The following is a 15,902-nucleotide window of genomic DNA, read 5'->3' on the forward strand; positions in this document are numbered from 1 at the left end:
GGCGCGTCTGCATGGGCTCCTCGGCATATTGTTGGTTTGGCGATTAACAACATGCCTGCCCATGCAGACTTTTTTCAATCCTAATATACTGATTTTCTTATTCTATTCGTGGGGAGGCCTCAGGGTCAGACCCTTAAGGGGATTTAAGGGTCTGACCCCGGGGGCGCTGGGCGCAGAGAGGCTGGGTTTCTGCCACACTAGCAGCCCCTTTTTTCCTGCTGCCGCGAGAGTCGCCATGTCCGAATATTCCATGCCCTCCCAGGATCAGGCCCTGACCGCCACCCGCGCCTGGGTCGAGACCTTTGTGGTGGCCCACAACGTCTGCCCCTTCGCAGGCCGCGAGGTGGCCCGCGACACCATCCGCTACGTGACGGTGGACGCTACCGACTGGGAGCGCGCCCTGCTGGCGTTGGTGGCGGAATGCGAACGGCTTGACGAGACCCCGACGATCGAGACCACCCTGCTGGTGTTGACCGAGGGGCTCGAGGAGTTCGACGACTACCTCGACTTTCTGGCCATCGCCGAAGCCCTGCTGGCCCAGCAGGGCTTCGAAGGCACCTACCAGCTGGCCAGCTTCCATCCCGACTACTGCTTCGAGGGGGCGGAGCAGAACGATGCGGCCAACTTCACGAACCGCTCACCCTTCCCGATGCTGCATCTGCTGCGAGAGGCAGGGCTCGAGGAGGCGCTCGAGCAGTACCCGAACCCCGAGGCGATCCCCGAGCGCAACGTCGCCGCCATGCGCGAGCTGGGCTCCGCGGCACTGGACGATGCCCTGCTGGCGCTGCGTGACGGCAAGCGTTGATGCTGGCATTGGCTGCCTGGTCGTGGGACCGTTAGGCTCGTTTTCTTCAACATGATCGAGGAGTGTGCGCATGAAACAGGTAAATCGCGCTGGAACCCCGGTAGATGTGGCCGGCGCTTTCCCGGACGTGGGCCAGGCAGCCCCCGCCCTGACCCTGACCAACACCGACTTGGCCGACGTGACCCTTGCCGACTTTGCCGGGAAGCGCAAGGTGCTCAATATCATTCCCAGCGTCGACACCCCGACCTGTGCCACCTCCACGCGCCGTTTCAACGAGCTGGCCTCGAAAATGGATAACACCGTGGTGTTGGTGGTCTCCGCCGACCTGCCGTTCGCGGCCAAGCGCTTCTGCGGCGCCGAGGGCCTGGACAACGTGGAGACACTCTCGACCTTTCGTCACCCCGAGTTCCACCAGGCGTGGGGCGTGGATCTGTGCAGCGGCCCCATGACCGGGCTCTGCGCCCGCGCCGTGGTGGTGGTGGACGAGAACGACAAGGTAATCCACAGCCAGCTGGTGGACGAGATCAAGGATGAGCCAGACTATGAGGCGGCGCTAAAGTCACTGTCGCCAGATGTGTCGGCTTGATCGGCGTCTACACTGGGGTTTCCATTCACGTGATTAACGCCATTCATTTCATTAACGCCATTCACTCGGGAGAGTAACCTATGAGCATTACCAAGACGGCTTCCGCCCACTGGCAGGGCGGCATCAAGAACGGCAAGGGCACGGTGTCCACCGAGAGCGGCGTGCTGAAGGAAACGCCCTATGACTTTCGCCAGCGCTTCGAGGGTGAGGCGGGCTCCAATCCGGAAGAGCTGATCGGTGCCGCCCATGCTGGCTGCTTCTCCATGGCGCTGTCGCTGATTCTGGGCGATGCCGGCATGGAGGCCGAAAGCATCGATACTCAAGCCACCGTAACGCTGGCCGAGGATCCGGAAGGAGGCTTCCATATTCCGAGCATTCATCTGGTGAGTCGGGTGAAGATCCCGGGAGCCGATCAGGCGGCGTTCGAAGAGTGCGCCGAGAAGGCGAAGGCCGGCTGTCCTGTGTCCAAGCTGTTCAATGCCGAGATCACTCTCGAGGCGACGTTGGAAAGCTGACACGCACCTGGCACGACCTGCGGCGGCCACCTTCGGGTGGCCGTCGGCGTGTCAGGGGGCCGGATCGTCCACCGGCCGGTCGCGATGGCGGGCGGCGGCCTTGACCAGGGCACGGATCAGCCGCTGCTGGGGGCGATTGAAGATCAGCCACTCGGGGTGCCATTGCACGCCGATCAGAAACTCGTGATCCCGAGACTCGATGCCCTGCACCAGACCGTCGCGATCCCGAGCGACGATCTCGATGCCGCGGCCGGCCCGATGGACCGCCTGATGGTGCAGGCTGTTGATGCGACACCAGCTGACCCGCAGGATTCGGTGCAGCTTGCTGGCGCCGACAATGTCTACCGTCTTGCGCGGCAATACCGTGCGCCGCCGCTTGAGCCCCTCGTGGGTGGTGTAGATGTCAGGGTCCAGGGTGCCGCCCAGATAGATGTTAATCAGTTGGGCCCCGCGGCAGATGCCCAGTACCGGGGTGTCTGCGGGGATGAAGCGCTCCAGCAGTTCGAGCTCGAGCTCGTCGCGCTGGGGATCCACACGCACGTCGAGCTGCACCTCGGCGTTGTAGAGATGCGCCTGGATATCGTCGCCACCGCCGATGACCAGACCATCGAGATACATGGGCGTGGGGCGGGAAGGCGACAGGCGCAGCGGACGGCCGCCGTGTCGCCACACGGCGAACCAGTCGAAGAGCCAGGCGATCTGGCTCTTGCGGTCGGAAGTGGTAATGCCGATCAGGGGGCGATGCTTGCTCACGCGTTGCCTACCCAGCCGCGCATGCGCAGCCAAAGTCGGGCGAGTGGCGAGCGGGTATGCTTGGCCACGTAGCTAGCGCTGCGCTTATGCAGCAGCTCCTTGTCGGCGGCCAGCTTCTCTACCTCGAGCCAGCGGTTCCATTCCGTGACGGAGCCCCAGCCGGGCTCGGAGAGACGGGCGTCCGGCAGTCGGTAGTGGAAGGTGGGGCGAGCCTTGACCAGCTTGTTGTGAAACAGCTCGTGGGGATAGTCCGGCCGCAGGTGGGCAAACAGCGGTGTCATGTCCAGCTCGCGATTGCGGGTCGGGTTATCCTCCAGATAGTCACCGATCAGGGTATCCAGGTCCGGCGCATAGTTGGGCGCCAGTACCTTTAACGCGTAGGGCTTGGCGAAGGGGTTGGCGTGGGGCAGCACCTCCCGAGTGATGTCCACGTCGATTTGCTCGCGCAGCCACTCGGCGGTCAGCAGATAGGCGCGCAAGTGGTCGAGCAGGCTCTCTACCTCGAGGCTCGGCACCTCCGGGTTGAGGTGCAGACCAAAGCCATAGAGGAGGCTGGCGTCAGTGCCCTTGGCGCCATGCTCGCGAAGCCCGACAAACAGGGCATCGAGTTCCCCGAGCTCGTCCCAAGGCACCGGGGGACAGACGATCTCGGTGGGTACCAGGCCGGTCACCACGTCGCCGATCAGTTCCCGGGTGCGGGTATGGAAGTCGACCCGCATTTGGTGGCGCTGACGCGTCCACTCGGTGTCGTCCTTTGGCTTGGCATCGAGCACCTCGCTGTCGGGATGGGCATACTGGGTGTCCAGCTCGATAACAAACTCGCCCCAGCGGGTCCCCTGGACCTTGAGACGATGGGCGCTGACGACCACCATCTCACCGCCGAACAGGTCGCGCACCAGCTCGGCCGTGTCGCGGGGCGGCAGCCCGGCGAACTCGATCTCGACACCGACGCGACGTGTCTCTCCGTCGGGATTGTGGGGTTCGGGTGGCGATAGCGGCGTCATGGCGGCATCCTGTGCGTGACCTGCAGACTCGCGAAGAGCCTAACATATTGGCGACCAGCGTCGCCGAGCGAAGACGGAGAAACGATGTCGTTATCACTGCGCCTAAGCCTTTACACCTGTCTGCTCTGGTTGCTGCTTCTGCTAGCGCTGCCTGTCCAGGCTCAGCAGATTGGTTTGTCGGGGCTGGTGGGGGGGGGAGAGCAGCCGGCCGCCGAGCATGATCCCCAGGCGTTTCAGGAATCCCTCGAGCAGGTGATCGGTACCCTGGAGAATGCCGAACAGCGAGGGGCCCTGTTAGAGGACCTGCGCGAGCTGCAGCGGGTGCAAGGCGAAGCCGTGGACGGTAGCAGTATCGCTCCCCGACAGGGGCTGCTCGGTGCCCTGGCCGAGACCCTCAGCGATCTTGGCGAGCAGGCCGAGTCGGGTCAGTCACCTATCGATGGATGGCGCAACCAGCTCGAGCAGGGCTGGGTAGACCTCAGCGGCCTGGTGACCAGTACCGGCAATGCCGAGCTGATGCGCTTCCTGATCGAGGCCACGGTGCTGCTGGGCATCTGGGTCGGGCTGCTGGTGATAATGGTCGCCCTGGGTCGGCTGCTGGCGCGTCACCGAGAATGGCCCCTGGATCTGCCTCGCGACCCGGGTGCCTGGCTGCTCACCGTGCATTTCCTGCGCCGCATGTTGCCCTGGGCGCTGGCCTTCTTCCTGGTGCTGGGCATGGCGCAGCTGATTCCGGAGAGCGCCGGGCGCACCATGGCGCTGGTGGTGGCCTACGTGGCGCTATGTGGGCGTACCCTTTCGGTGGTGGTGGAAACCTTCGTTTCGGTGTTCACCCGTGGCCACCGCTTTTGGGCGGTACAGATCATGCAACAGCGCGCGCTGCGCCCGCTGTTCATGATTGGCGCACTGGTGGCTCTGGGGGATGCCTTCAACTCAACACGGCTCTCCGGATTGCTTGGCGACGAGCTGGCGGGGCTGTTCTCGGTGCTGGCCAATATGCTGGCGGCGATGATCAGCGTGCGCTTTATTCTGCGCTTCAAGCGGCCGATCAAGCACATCATCCGAAATCGGCCCTGGCCCGAGCGTCGCGAAAGCAGAGGCAGCGCCAGCGTGATACATGTGCTGGGTCGTCTGTGGCACGTGCCGGCCCTGCTGCTGGTGGGGGGCTCGCTGGTGGCGATTTTTGTCACCGGCGGCGACGTGGGCACCGCCCTGGCCCGCTCTATCATCTCCGCCTCGTTGCTGGTGTTGGCGCTGGTGGTGACCGGGCTGATTCGTCGCCACGGTGAACAGCGCAAGAGGCATCAGGGGCGCCGGCGGGGCAGTCAGTATCGCCAGCGTCTTGAGCGCTTCGGCTATGTGTTGGCTCATGCCGCGGCCTGGCTGGCTTTCGCCGAGCTCTCGCTGCAGGTGTGGAGCGGCTCGCTGATGGGCCTTGGCCAGCAGAGCGTGGCCAGCGCACGCATCGGCCAGGCGCTGCTGGCCATTGCCCTGACCATGCTGCTCGCCTGGTTGGCGTGGATCTTTGCCGATACCGCCATTCAACGGGCCATGACCAGTTCGGCCCGCTCTCGCGGGCGCCGGGTCAACCAGGCTCGCGCGCAGACCATTACTCCGATGATCCGCAACGTCATCTTCGCCACCATCGTGATCATCGCCACCATCGTCGGGCTGGCCAACCTGGGCGTTAACGTCACACCGCTGCTGGCGGGTGCCGGTGTGATCGGCCTGGCCATCGGCTTCGGCGCCCAGACCCTGGTGCAGGACCTGATCACCGGCATCTTTATCCTCATCGAGGATTCCATGGCCGTGGATGATTTCGTGCAGATCAACGGCCACATAGGCACGGTAGAGGGGCTGACGCTGCGCACCGTTCGCCTGCGGGATCTGGACGGGGTGGTGCACATCATCACCTTCAGCCGCATCGAATCGATCCACAACATGTCTCGTCAGTTCGGTATCGCCCTGATGAAGATCCGCATTCCCTTCGATATGAAGATCGACGATGCCATTACCCTGATGCAGGATACTGCACAGGCTCTCCGCCAGGACCCGATGATGCGCCACCACATCTGGTCGCCGATCGAGATGCAGGGTATCCAGGCCTTCGAGGAGGGCTGCCCGATCCTGCGCATGCGGTTTCGCACCGCCCCGGAGATGCAATGGGACGTCGCCCGCGCCTTCAATCTGTTGCTGCGTCAGCGCATGGAAGAACTTGAGGTCGATCTTGGGGTGCCGCGGCTCAGCGTCAGCATGGAGGGACGCGGCGGCGGCCGTCTGGACGGCAGCAACGAGCGTGGCGACGGCCGCGATGCCAGCGGGCGCGATGCCAGCGGGCGCGATGCCAGCGGGCGCGCACCCGGCGAGGCCGGGATCGCCGGTCCCGAGGGTGATACCAACGCGTCGGGCGGCTCCCCGGATCCGGGCCAATGATCAGCGTCGAACGCCCGGACAGCCTCTCCCTGCGCATCTCCCGGGTGCTCCAGGAAGAGACATCCCACCAGCTCGACTTCTACCTCTTCGTGCCAGGCGAACTGGGGCTAGGCCCCAGGGTGCTCGCCGAAGAGACGTTTTACCACGCAGCGATTCACGTCAAGCGGACCTACTACAGCGATCGCTACCGGCTGCCGATGGTGCTCAGTCGCCTCGCGGAAAGTGGCCGGCTCGACCCAGACCAGTATCGCCTCGGCATGAGCCTCTATGCCTACCAGTACGTGGTAGCACTGGAGAGCTCGAACCAGCCGCTACTGGAGGCCGCCCGCCGCGTGCGACGCGACGAGAAGACCGCCGCCAGCAAGGAGATGCCCCCGGCGGGCAAGCATAAGGCGACCTTCAGCAAGGAGAATGAGACCGCCGCTAACCAGACGCAGGGCAGCACAAAAGACAAGGAGGAGTTGTCCCTGGAGGCACAGCTCGCGGAGCATGCCGATCTGGCCGCGGGCATTCTCAAGCGGCTGCGTCGCCAGGAACCCACCGAGGAGAGCCTCAGCCGCTACTACGTCACCATCGACAACTATCTCTCCTGGTTCACCGAGCAGCGCCTGCTGGCGCTGGTTGCCAGCCTGCCCAGAGGGGCTCGCTTCCGCGACATTCGAGAGCGGCTGCTGGCGATCTGTGCGGAGGAAGGCGCCTACCGAGAGGCCAAGGAGTACAACTCCGAGCGGGTGACACTGGACCCGACGCGCATGTCCAACAAGATGCGCTTGCTGCGCCGGCTGATCGAGTTCCCGGTGACCCTCAAGCAGAAGACCCAGGAGCTCGGCGGCGGCGAACAGAAGGCGGTCAAGGCGTTGGTCACCGCGGTGGTGATGGTGTTCGTCACGCTGGGGCTGGTCAGAGTGCGTGACGCCCTCTCGGATATCACCGCGCTCTTTGTGATGGCCATGGCGGTGATTTATGCCCTGCGTGAACTGTTCAAGGATGATCTGCGCAATACCCTATGGCGGCTGCTGCGACGTGGGCGCCCCAAGTGGCGCCGGCAGTACCTGGACCCTACCCGCAACGCGCCCGTGGGCCGCCAGCTCGAGTGGTTCGACTATGCGCGCTTTCTCAAGCTGGATGAGGAGATCCAGCGGGTGCGCAAGCGCAGCGTGGCCCAGCGCGAGGAGGTGATACTGCGCTATCGCTCGAGCTCACGAATGTCGCCGACCCGCTTCCTCAGCGGCTACGAGCATACCCGTGAGACGCTGACGCTGGACCTCTCGCTGCTGGCGCGGCTGATGGAAAAAGGCAGTCACCGGGTCTATCGGCTGGAGAAGGGGCAGGTAGTGCGGGAAGACGTCGAGAAGCGTCACCTGATCAATCTGGTGATCCGCGAGGCTCAGGGTGATCAGCCCCCGACCCTGCAGCGCTGGAAGGTGGTGATGAGCCGCTCGCGGATCGTTGATCTGGAGCGAGTCCATGTTGAGGGTCCGGACCATGAGGAAGCCAGACCCAACGGCATGTGACCCGCTCTGGTGCTCAGCGGTGGATGCGTGTTCCGTGTCCTGGGGAGCGGGAACTCGGCTGGCTTATGCCGTTCCCCCTGCCGGCGTTCCCGCCATCCCCATTGTGATCAGCAGGTCATCGAACAGATCCGATGCACCGAAGCGGAAGTGATCGGGGGTAATCCAGCCAGGGCCCATGATCCGACCGGCCAGCTGCAGGTAGGCCTGGGCCGCCTCGGTGGTGTGTACCCCGCCGCCGGCCTTGAAGCCGATGGGCCGCTCGAGGGCCGGGCCACGCTCGCGGATGACTGTGAGCAGGATCTCGGCGGCCTCGAGGGTGGCGTTAACCGCCACCTTGCCGGTGGACGTCTTCAGGAAGTCGGCGCCGCCCTCCAGGGCCAGTTCGGCGGCACGGCGGATCAGCGCCGGATCCTTCAGCTCGCCGGTCTCCAGGATCACCTTTAGAATGGCGCTGCCACAGGCCTGGTGGCAGCAAGCGACCAGTTCGCGGCAGGTCTCCTCGTCGCCGGCGATAAGGGCACGCCAGGGGAAGACCACGTCCACTTCATCGGCGCCCGAGGCTACCGCTTCACGGGTCGCGCGGGCAGCGATCATGATGTCGTCGCCGCCATGGGGAAAGTTGGTCACCGTGGCCACTTTCACCTTGCCCTCAAGGTCCAGCGCCTTGAGGGTGCGCCGGGCAGTGGTCACGAAGGACGGGTAGACGCACACCGCCGCCGGGGTGCCTGCAGCGGTCTTCACGCGGCGGCACAGTGACTCGATGGAGGCATCGGTGTCGTCATCGTTTAGGCTGGTCAGGTCCAACAGAGCGAGGGCCTGTCGCGCCGCGCGTTGAATATCATCGGTCATGGGAGGTCCTTCCCGGTTGTCGTGGATGGTGCTGCAGAGTTGAAACGACGTCGAGCAACCATGGCTGGGATCAATGCATCGGCGCCCGTAGGTTGCTATCTTTAGAAGGTATTGACGACTAATTCGTGGAGAACGCCCGATGCAAGCTGCAGATGTCATGACCCAGAACGTCATCACCGTGTCCCCTGACAGCGAGGTGCGCGAAATCGCCACCCTGCTGCTGGAGCATGGTATCAGCGCCGTTCCCGTTGTGGGCGACGGTGGCAAGGTGCTCGGCATCGTCAGCGAAGGTGATCTGATGCGCCGGGTAGAAAACGATACCAGCTCCAGGAAATCATGGTGGCTGAGACTGTTTGCCGGTCACGATGCCGCCGACTATGTGAAGTCTCATGGCCGTCGTGCCAGCGAGATCATGACCCGAGACCTTATCACCATCGGCGCAGACATGCCGCTGCACAAGATCTCTCGGCTGCTCGAGAAGCATCGCATCAAGCGGGTGCCGGTCATCAAGGATGATCAGCTGGTGGGTATTGTCAGCCGGTCCAACCTGCTGCGTGGCTTTTCCGTTTCGGCCACCGAAGCCAGCGTTTCGGCGGACGATCGCGATATCCGCGAGGCCATCCTGAAGGAAGTCGACGACAAAACCGGCGTGCTATCCGATCGGCTCAACATCATCGTCTCGGAAGGCAAGGTACAGCTTTGGGGGCTGGTGGAAAGCCAGCAACAGAAGATGGCCGTGCAGGTGGCAGCCGAGAACACTCCCGGCGTCAAGGAGGTCGAGAACAATCTGGGCTTCGTACCGCGTGGCGTGGGTGCCGTCTGACAGCAGGCTGATCAACGTTTCAGCATCGGAGAGGTGTTAAACACGCCCGGGGTAAACACACCGGGGTAAACGCAAGAGGGGCGACCATCAGGTCGCCCCTCTTGAGTTTCAGACCGTCAATGTGCCGTCCACATGACAGACAGAGGCCTTGGCTCAAGCCTCGCTGGGCGGAACCGTTTCTGCCCGGGCGATCGCCTCCAGGGGCGCGCGAAGGTTGGCCAGGCTGCGCTCACGGTCATGGAGCTTTTCCAGGCCGAACAGGCCGATGCGGAAGGTCTGGAAAGCCTCGCCTTCGTCGCACATCAATGGCACGCCGGCAGCGACCTGCAGCCCCGCCTCGGCGAACTTGCCGACCAGACCGGCATCATCGGTGTAGCTGACCACCACGCCGGGAGCCTCGAAGCCGGGGGCCGCCACACTGTTGTAACCAAACTCCGCCAGCAGTTCGCGAACGCCGTCGCCCAGCGCCTGCTGTTCGTCGCGGACGGCCTCCAGGCCGTAAGCCTCGATCTCGGCCATCACATCGCGCAGCGTGACCAGTCCATCGGTGGGCAGGGTGGCGTGGTAGGCGTGGCCGCCGGCCTCATAGGTCTCCATGATCTGCAGCCACTTCTTGAGGTCGCAGGCGAAACTCGAACTGGTGGTCTCATCGATGGCTTCGCGGGCCTGACGCGAGAGCATCACCATGGCGCAGCAGGGCGAGGCGCTCCAGCCTTTCTGGGGCGCGCTGACCAGCACATCGACACCAAGGTCCTGCATGTTGACCCAGATGGCGCCAGAGGCGATGCAGTCGAGCACCAGCAGGCCTCCCTCCTGGTGGATCGCGTCGGCTACCTGGCGGATGTAGTCATCGGGCAGCATGATCCCGGCGGCGGTCTCCACGTGGGGCATGAAGATAATGTCCGGCTGATGATCGCGGATCGACTCGATCACCTCCTCAACGGGCGCCGGGGCGAAGGGCGAGGTCGGCTTGTCTTCGTCGAGGCGGCGTGCCTTCAGCACGTTGATGTCGGTGGAGATGTGTCCCATCTCGAGAATCTGGCTCCAGCGATAGCTGAACCAGCCGTTGCGGATCACCAGGCAATGGCGGTTTTTGGCGAACTGCCGAGCCACCGCCTCCATGCCGAAGGTGCCGCTGCCGGGCACGATCACCGCACTATGGGCGTGGTAGACCCGCTTGAGCTGGCCGGAAATGTCGCACATCACCTCCTGGAAGCGAGCGGACATATGATTGAGGGCGCGGTCGGTGTAGACCACCGAGTATTCCAGCAGTCCATCGGGGTCTACGTCGGGAAGCAAACCGGGCATGTGAGTCTCCGTTGTGAATCGGGTGACCTTCAGGGCAGCGAAGGAGTTCATGGCCAGAGGATATGCCCATTCGCCAATCGGAACCAGCCGCCCCGGGCTTTCGCACGAGGCTTTCTCACGCGGCTTTCGCACGAGCCTGTCGCACGAGCCTGTCGGTAAGCGTCAATCTCCCAGCGCCGGTGTGTGGCGTATCCGACTCAGCTGCCCTGGGCGGCCTGGATGGCGGTCAGGGCGATGGTGTAGACGATATCGTCCACCAGGGCGCCGCGCGAGAGGTCGTTTACCGGCTTGTTGAGGCCCTGCAGCATAGGGCCGACGCTGACCACTCGGGCGCTGCGTTGCACCGCCTTATAGGTGGTGTTGCCGGTATTGAGATCGGGGAAGACGAACACCGTGGCACGCCCGGCCACCGGGGAATCTGGCGCTTTCTGGCGGCCGACGCTCTCGATGGCCGCGGCGTCATACTGCAGCGGGCCGTCGATCAGCAGCTCCGGAGCCTTCTCACGGGCCAGCTGGGTAGCCTGGCGAACCTTCTCCACGTCGGCGCCTGAGCCGGATTCGCCGGTAGAGTAGCTGATCATCGCCACCCGCGGCTCGATGCCGAAGGCCAGGGCGGAGCGGGCACTCTGCAGGGCGATCTCGGCCAGGGTGTCGGCGTCCGGATCGGGATTGACGGCGCAGTCGCCGTAAACCACCACCTGTTCGGGCAGCAGCATGAAGAAGATCGACGACACCTGGTTATAGCCCGGTGCGGTCTTGATCAGTTGGAAGGCGGGACGCACGGTATTGGCGGTGGTATGGATGGCACCGGAGACCAGTCCGTCCACCTCGTCGAGCTGCAGCATCATGGTGCCGAGCACCACGTTGTCGTGGAGCTGAGCCTCGGCAGTGAGCGCGTTCACCTTGCCGCTGCGCCGCTCCACCATGGCGTCCACGTAGCGCTCGCGGATACTGTCCGGGTCGATGATCTCGAGCCCTTCGGGCAGTTCGATACCGCGATGGCGGGCGACCTCCTCGATCTCCTCACGTTTCCCGAGCAGCACGCAGCGGGCCAGGCCGCGACGCTGGCAGATGGCGGCGGCCTCCACGGTGCGCGGCTCGGCGCCCTCGGGCAGGATGATGCGCTTGTTGGCCTGCTGAGACAGCTTGACCAGCTGGTGGCGGAAGGCCGAGGGGGAGAGACGGCGGGTATAGCCGCGGCTCAGGTGGCCCTTGAGCCACTCCAGGTCGATATGGGCAGCCACGAAGTTGGCGACTCGCTCGGCGCGCTCCAGGTCATCGATGGGGATGTCGTTGCCCATCTGACCAAGATTCTTGGCGGTGGTGAAGCTGTCGGTGTCGACGCTGATCACCGGCAGGCCAGTCTTCAATGCTGGACGACACATCTCGATCATGTTGTCGCCGGGTATAAAGCCATTGGTGAGCAATATGCCGGCCAACGGCACGCCGTTCATGGTGGCCAGCGCCGATGCCAGCACCACATCGTCGCGGTCGCCGGAGGCGACCACCAGGCTGCCGGGCTTGAAAATGTGCAGTGCGTTGGAGGCGCTGCGCGCGCAAAGACTGGTGGAAAGGACGCGGCGTTCCGGCTCACCTTCGCTGAGGAAGGTGGCGCCCAGGGCGCGCGCCACGTCCAGCACCCGCGGCGCGGAGAGCGCCGGGGCGAAGGGCACCATGCCGATCAGGTGAAAGCGCTCGGTGGCAAGCGCCGGGGAGTGGCGGTGGAGCTCGGCGAGCAGCGCCTCTCCCAGGGCCGGAGCAGCGGTGCCTGGGGCCAGGCCGCTGGGATGCTCGCCGCCGGGCATGTTGTGCATGCGCATCAGAATGCAGCCCAGCGTGCGGGCCGAACCGACCCCGCCGAAGGCGCGTGCATGCATGTCGAGCTGTTCGGCCAGCGCCTGGGGCTCGGCCAGGTCGCCGCTGCCCACCAGGATGATCCTGGCATTGAGCGCATGGGCCAGCTGGGCGTTGACCTGGGCGGCGTAGCTGGCGTGACGCGTCGGTACCAGGCCCTCCATCACCAGCAGCTCGGGGGTGCCGTCGGGCGAGGCCTCCAGGGCGAGTTCCTGCAGCTCTATTACCTGCTCCATCAGCACGTCGAGACGATCCTGGCGCAGCAGGCGCTCCATCTCGGCCTGGGCAATCGGCGCCGGAGGGTGGAGCCCCAGGGTGCTGCTGACCAGGGCGCAGGAGCGATCCGGTCCCGGTCCGTTGAGCTCGTCCTGGCGCAGCGGCTTGAAGAAACCGGCCTTGAGGCCGATGGTGTCCAGCGCCTGGATCAGGCCAAGGCAAGCCGAGGTGAGGCCTGCTCCCTCGCCGGTGGGCACCAGCAGGATGGCCTGGGGGGCAGGTCGGGTAGGTTGCGGTGTCATCGGGGGGTGTCTCCCAGCAGCTTGCGGGTCTCGTCGGCGATGCGGCCCTCTTCGTCGGTGGGGATCACCCACAGGACGGGCCGGTTCGGGGTCTGGGTGTCGATGCGGGCCTCGCGTCCGCGAACCGTGGCGAGGTTGGCGTTGTGCTCGAGCTCGACGCCGAAATGGGGCAGCAAATCGACGACCTGCCGGCGCACTCGCGGCGAGTTCTCGCCGATGCCGCCGGTGAAGACGATGCCGTCCAGGCGGGGCAGGGCGCAGGAGAGGGCGGCCAGCGACTTGGCGATGCGGTAGCAGAACACCTCGATGGCCAGCGTGGCGCCGGCGTGACCCTTGTCGGCGGCGGCTTCTAGCTCCCGCATGTCGTTGGTCAAGCCGGAGAGGCCCAGCAGCCCGCTCTCACGGTTGAGTACCTCATCGATACGCTCGAGGCTCCAGCCCAGATGGCGGGCCAGATGGGCGTGCAGGCCGGGGTCGACATCGCCGCTTCGGGTGCCCATGACAAGGCCTTCCAGCGGTGTCAGGCCCATGCTGGTGTCGAGGCTCCGGCCCTCCCAGACGGCGGCAGTGGAGCAGCCGTTGCCCAGGTGGGCGGTCAGCCAGCCACCGCCGGGCAAACCGCTGAGGGCATCGGCCCGGGCGCTCACACAGGCGTGACTGGTACCGTGGAAGCCATAGCGGCGGATGCCATGATCGCGGTAGAGCGACTCGGGCAGCGCGTAGCGGTAGGCTCGAGGCGGCAGGCTTTGATGGAAGGCGGTATCAAACACCGCCACCTGTGGCAGTGCCGGGAACAGTGACCGCGTAGCGGCGATGCCCTGCAGGTTGGCCGGGTTGTGCAGAGGGGCCAGGGCGGAGGTCTGCTCAATGGCAGCCACCACGTCGTCGTCGATCAGCGTGGCACGGGTGAAGCGCTCTCCGCCGTGGACGATGCGGTGACCGACGGCGCTCGGCCGGTGGCCCTCGAGTCCTTCGAGAATTGCCTTAAGCGCCTGGACGTGGCCAACATCACCCAGGTCGCTGGTGAAGACATCCCCGCGGCTATCGACGCCCTTCAGACGGGCGTCGCTGCTGCCCAGCCGCTCGACAAGGCCCGTCAGTCGTGGCTGGTTGGCTGTCGTCGGCACCAGCGCGTACTTGATAGAGGAGGAACCACAGTTGATCACCAGCACCGGATCGTTCATCGACGCCCCTTGAGGGATAAAAATTTGACTTTAGTCTAACATGAGGCCGTCGGCGGTAGTCGCCTATCCGACTTGACGCCCGTCATGCTGCACTGCATCTATCTCATACACTTTGCACGGAAGCCGTGACATGTCGACACTTTCCTCAGCATCCACGGCACCTGCTCCCTTCCCACGGCCGCTGGCCCTGATGCTGATGTGTGGCCTCGCCACCCTGTTTGCCGCCAACCACGTGTCCGCCAGGGTCGCCTTCGATGCAGGCGCCGGCCTGCTGCTGGCGATACTGCTGCGCTCCGGGACGGCCACCCTGGCCCTGACGGCGCTGGTGGTTTTCCAGCGCAAGTCACTTCGGCTACCCGCCGGAACCGGCCGCTGGCAGCTGCTGGTGGGCCTGCTGGTGGCGGTGCAAAGCCTCTGCCTCTATTCGGCAGTGGCACGAATTCCGGTGGTGGTGGCGCTACTGTTGATGAATACCCTGCCGCTGCAGCTGGCACTGCTCTCCTGGGCGCTGGGCGGCCCGCGTCCCACCGGTCGCGCGGCGCTGATCATGGGCATCATCCTGGTGGGGCTGGTGGTGGTGCTGGACGTGCCGGCCTGGCTGGGCGACCCCGGGGCCATGGGGCCGGGCTGGCTGGCCGGGGTGGGCTTCGGCCTGGCCGCCGCCAGCGCCTTTTCCTGCGCCCTTTGGATCACCGAGCACCGCCTGGCCGCCGTGGGCAGCACCCTGCGCAGCCTGCTCACCATGCTGACCGTGCTGGTGACCATGGTCATCGCCGGGGCCCTGGGGCTGGTGCCGGGCGGCATGTCGCTGCCCCAGTCGATGCCTGGCTGGGTGGGGCTCTTTCTGCTGGCACTGTTCTATGCGGTGGCCTTCTCGGTGCTGTTCATCACGGTGCCCAGGCTCGACATGGCGCGCAACGCCCCGGCCATGAACATGGAGCCGGTAGCGGCGCTGATGCTGGGTTACCTGGTGCTGGGCCAGACGCTCTCGCCGGTACAACTGGTGGGCGGTGGCATCGTGCTGGCGGGCATCGTGTTTCTGGGGCTGTCGAAGCAGGCCTGATGACAAGCGGTCTCCGTCTCGACGGCTGCGACGTCGCCCCTCGGCGACTCGACTTGGCGTGCATTTGCACATTATCGGCTTGCGCCACTCGGGTGATGCGACCACACTCCAGGTGTTATCAAACAGTGTTCTTTAATTAGGAGGATGCCATGAAACGCCTTACTCTCATCGCGGCCACTGCCGCTCTGTTTGTTGCCGGCGCGGCTGCCACCGCCCAGGCCCAGCAGGCCTTCTACCCCCAGCCCTATATCGGCGGTGACGCCATGTTCTGGGAAGTCAATCCCGACAATGCGTCCAGCCGCGATAGCGTCGGCCTGCGCCTCAACGGCGGCATGCAGTTCAACGACTACTTCGCTGTTGAGAGCCATCTGGGCAGCGGCGGCTCCGATGGCCCCGTCGAACTCGACTACCTGGTGGGCGCTTACGCCAAGGGTATCCTGCCGGTGGCACCGGAGTTTCGCCTCTTTGGCCTGGCCGGCTTCACCGAGGTGGATGTCGACATCGGTCGCGAGAGCGGCTTCTCCTATGGGGCCGGTGCCGAGTTCGACATAACCCCCAACGTCGCCGTAGGCGCGGACTACATGCGCTACCTCGACGAGTCCGATGCCACCTTCGATGCGGCCAGCGTGGGTATGCGCTACCGCTTCTGACGGTCGACGTCGACCCGCTCTTCCAGGCGCCCCGCGGTTTCCC

14 protein-coding genes are annotated in these 15,902 nt (G+C 64.9%); 8 read left to right on the top strand and 6 right to left on the bottom strand.

Going from position 1 to position 15,902, the window contains the following annotated elements; genetic code table 11:
• Positions 1-235 precede the first annotated feature (235 nt).
• The 3 genes from ACFODV_RS10415 to ACFODV_RS10425 all read left to right on the top strand — a co-directional run bounded on the left by ACFODV_RS10415 (position 236) and on the right by ACFODV_RS10425 (position 1,906).
• Complete coding sequence (locus ACFODV_RS10415; RefSeq protein ID WP_379758718.1) at positions 236-805, top strand: DUF1415 domain-containing protein; 570 nt, start codon at positions 236-238, stop codon at positions 803-805.
• Positions 806-875: 70 nt separating this feature from the next.
• Positions 876-1,391 carry a thiol peroxidase gene (tpx, locus tag ACFODV_RS10420; RefSeq protein WP_379758720.1) on the top strand — a complete coding sequence of 172 codons (516 nt, stop codon included), beginning with the start codon at positions 876-878 and terminating at the stop codon, positions 1,389-1,391.
• 80 nt (positions 1,392-1,471) lie between these two features.
• Positions 1,472-1,906 carry an OsmC family protein gene (locus ACFODV_RS10425; protein WP_379758723.1) on the top strand — a complete coding sequence of 145 codons (435 nt, stop codon included), beginning with the start codon at positions 1,472-1,474 and terminating at the stop codon, positions 1,904-1,906.
• A gap of 51 nt (positions 1,907-1,957) precedes the next feature.
• Here ACFODV_RS10425 and ACFODV_RS10430 read toward each other — a convergent pair whose 3' ends face one another.
• Together ACFODV_RS10430 and ACFODV_RS10435 are read right to left on the bottom strand one after the other, a co-directional pair.
• Entirely contained in the window at positions 1,958-2,659 is a 702-nt protein-coding gene (locus tag ACFODV_RS10430) for a gamma-glutamyl-gamma-aminobutyrate hydrolase family protein (RefSeq protein ID WP_379758726.1), read from the bottom strand.
• Positions 2,656-3,663, bottom strand: coding sequence for an amidoligase family protein (locus tag ACFODV_RS10435; RefSeq protein ID WP_379758729.1), 1,008 nt, complete (start codon positions 3,661-3,663; stop codon positions 2,656-2,658). The genes ACFODV_RS10430 and ACFODV_RS10435 overlap by 4 nt, the downstream gene beginning before the upstream one ends.
• 84 nt (positions 3,664-3,747) lie before the next feature.
• On the opposite strand from ACFODV_RS10435, the gene ACFODV_RS10440 reads away from it, so the two are divergent.
• Positions 3,748-6,096 (top strand): mechanosensitive ion channel family protein, encoded by a 2,349-nt coding sequence (locus ACFODV_RS10440; protein ID WP_379758732.1) that lies wholly within the window; start codon positions 3,748-3,750, stop codon positions 6,094-6,096.
• Entirely contained in the window at positions 6,093-7,610 is a 1,518-nt protein-coding gene (locus ACFODV_RS10445) for a hypothetical protein (protein ID WP_379758735.1), read from the top strand. Before ACFODV_RS10440 ends, ACFODV_RS10445 begins: the two co-directional genes overlap by 4 nt.
• A gap of 63 nt (positions 7,611-7,673) precedes the next feature.
• Here the strand turns inward: ACFODV_RS10445 and deoC are convergent, their stop codons facing one another.
• Complete coding sequence (gene deoC / locus ACFODV_RS10450; protein ID WP_379758738.1) at positions 7,674-8,459, bottom strand: deoxyribose-phosphate aldolase; 786 nt, start codon at positions 8,457-8,459, stop codon at positions 7,674-7,676.
• Positions 8,460-8,598: 139 nt separating this feature from the next.
• On the opposite strand from deoC, the gene ACFODV_RS10455 reads away from it, so the two are divergent.
• Positions 8,599-9,282: a CBS domain-containing protein gene (locus ACFODV_RS10455; RefSeq protein WP_379758742.1), complete on the top strand. Its 684-nt coding sequence runs from the start codon at positions 8,599-8,601 to the stop codon at positions 9,280-9,282.
• A 153-nt stretch (positions 9,283-9,435) separates the two neighbouring features.
• Here the strand turns inward: ACFODV_RS10455 and ACFODV_RS10460 are convergent, their stop codons facing one another.
• The 3 genes from ACFODV_RS10460 to ACFODV_RS10470 all read right to left on the bottom strand — a co-directional run bounded on the left by ACFODV_RS10460 (position 9,436) and on the right by ACFODV_RS10470 (position 14,146).
• Positions 9,436-10,590 carry an aminotransferase class V-fold PLP-dependent enzyme gene (locus ACFODV_RS10460; RefSeq protein ID WP_379758745.1) on the bottom strand — a complete coding sequence of 385 codons (1,155 nt, stop codon included), beginning with the start codon at positions 10,588-10,590 and terminating at the stop codon, positions 9,436-9,438.
• A gap of 197 nt (positions 10,591-10,787) precedes the next feature.
• A complete protein-coding gene (gene pta, locus ACFODV_RS10465; RefSeq protein WP_379758748.1) occupies positions 10,788-12,962 on the bottom strand; it encodes a phosphate acetyltransferase in 2,175 nt (724 codons plus the stop codon).
• Positions 12,959-14,146 (bottom strand): acetate/propionate family kinase, encoded by a 1,188-nt coding sequence (locus tag ACFODV_RS10470; protein ID WP_379758751.1) that lies wholly within the window; start codon positions 14,144-14,146, stop codon positions 12,959-12,961. Before ACFODV_RS10470 ends, pta begins: the two co-directional genes overlap by 4 nt.
• Before the next feature lie 130 nt (positions 14,147-14,276).
• On the opposite strand from ACFODV_RS10470, the gene ACFODV_RS10475 reads away from it, so the two are divergent.
• Positions 14,277-15,209, top strand: coding sequence for an EamA family transporter (locus ACFODV_RS10475; protein WP_379758754.1), 933 nt, complete (start codon positions 14,277-14,279; stop codon positions 15,207-15,209).
• Between the two features lie 149 nt (positions 15,210-15,358).
• Positions 15,359-15,859 carry a porin family protein gene (locus ACFODV_RS10480; protein ID WP_379758757.1) on the top strand — a complete coding sequence of 167 codons (501 nt, stop codon included), beginning with the start codon at positions 15,359-15,361 and terminating at the stop codon, positions 15,857-15,859.
• Positions 15,860-15,902 lie beyond the last annotated feature (43 nt).

Origin of the sequence: Halomonas tibetensis (genome assembly GCF_042643535.1) — a bacterium.
In the GTDB taxonomy this organism is placed as follows: domain Bacteria; phylum Pseudomonadota; class Gammaproteobacteria; order Pseudomonadales; family Halomonadaceae; genus Halomonas; species Halomonas tibetensis.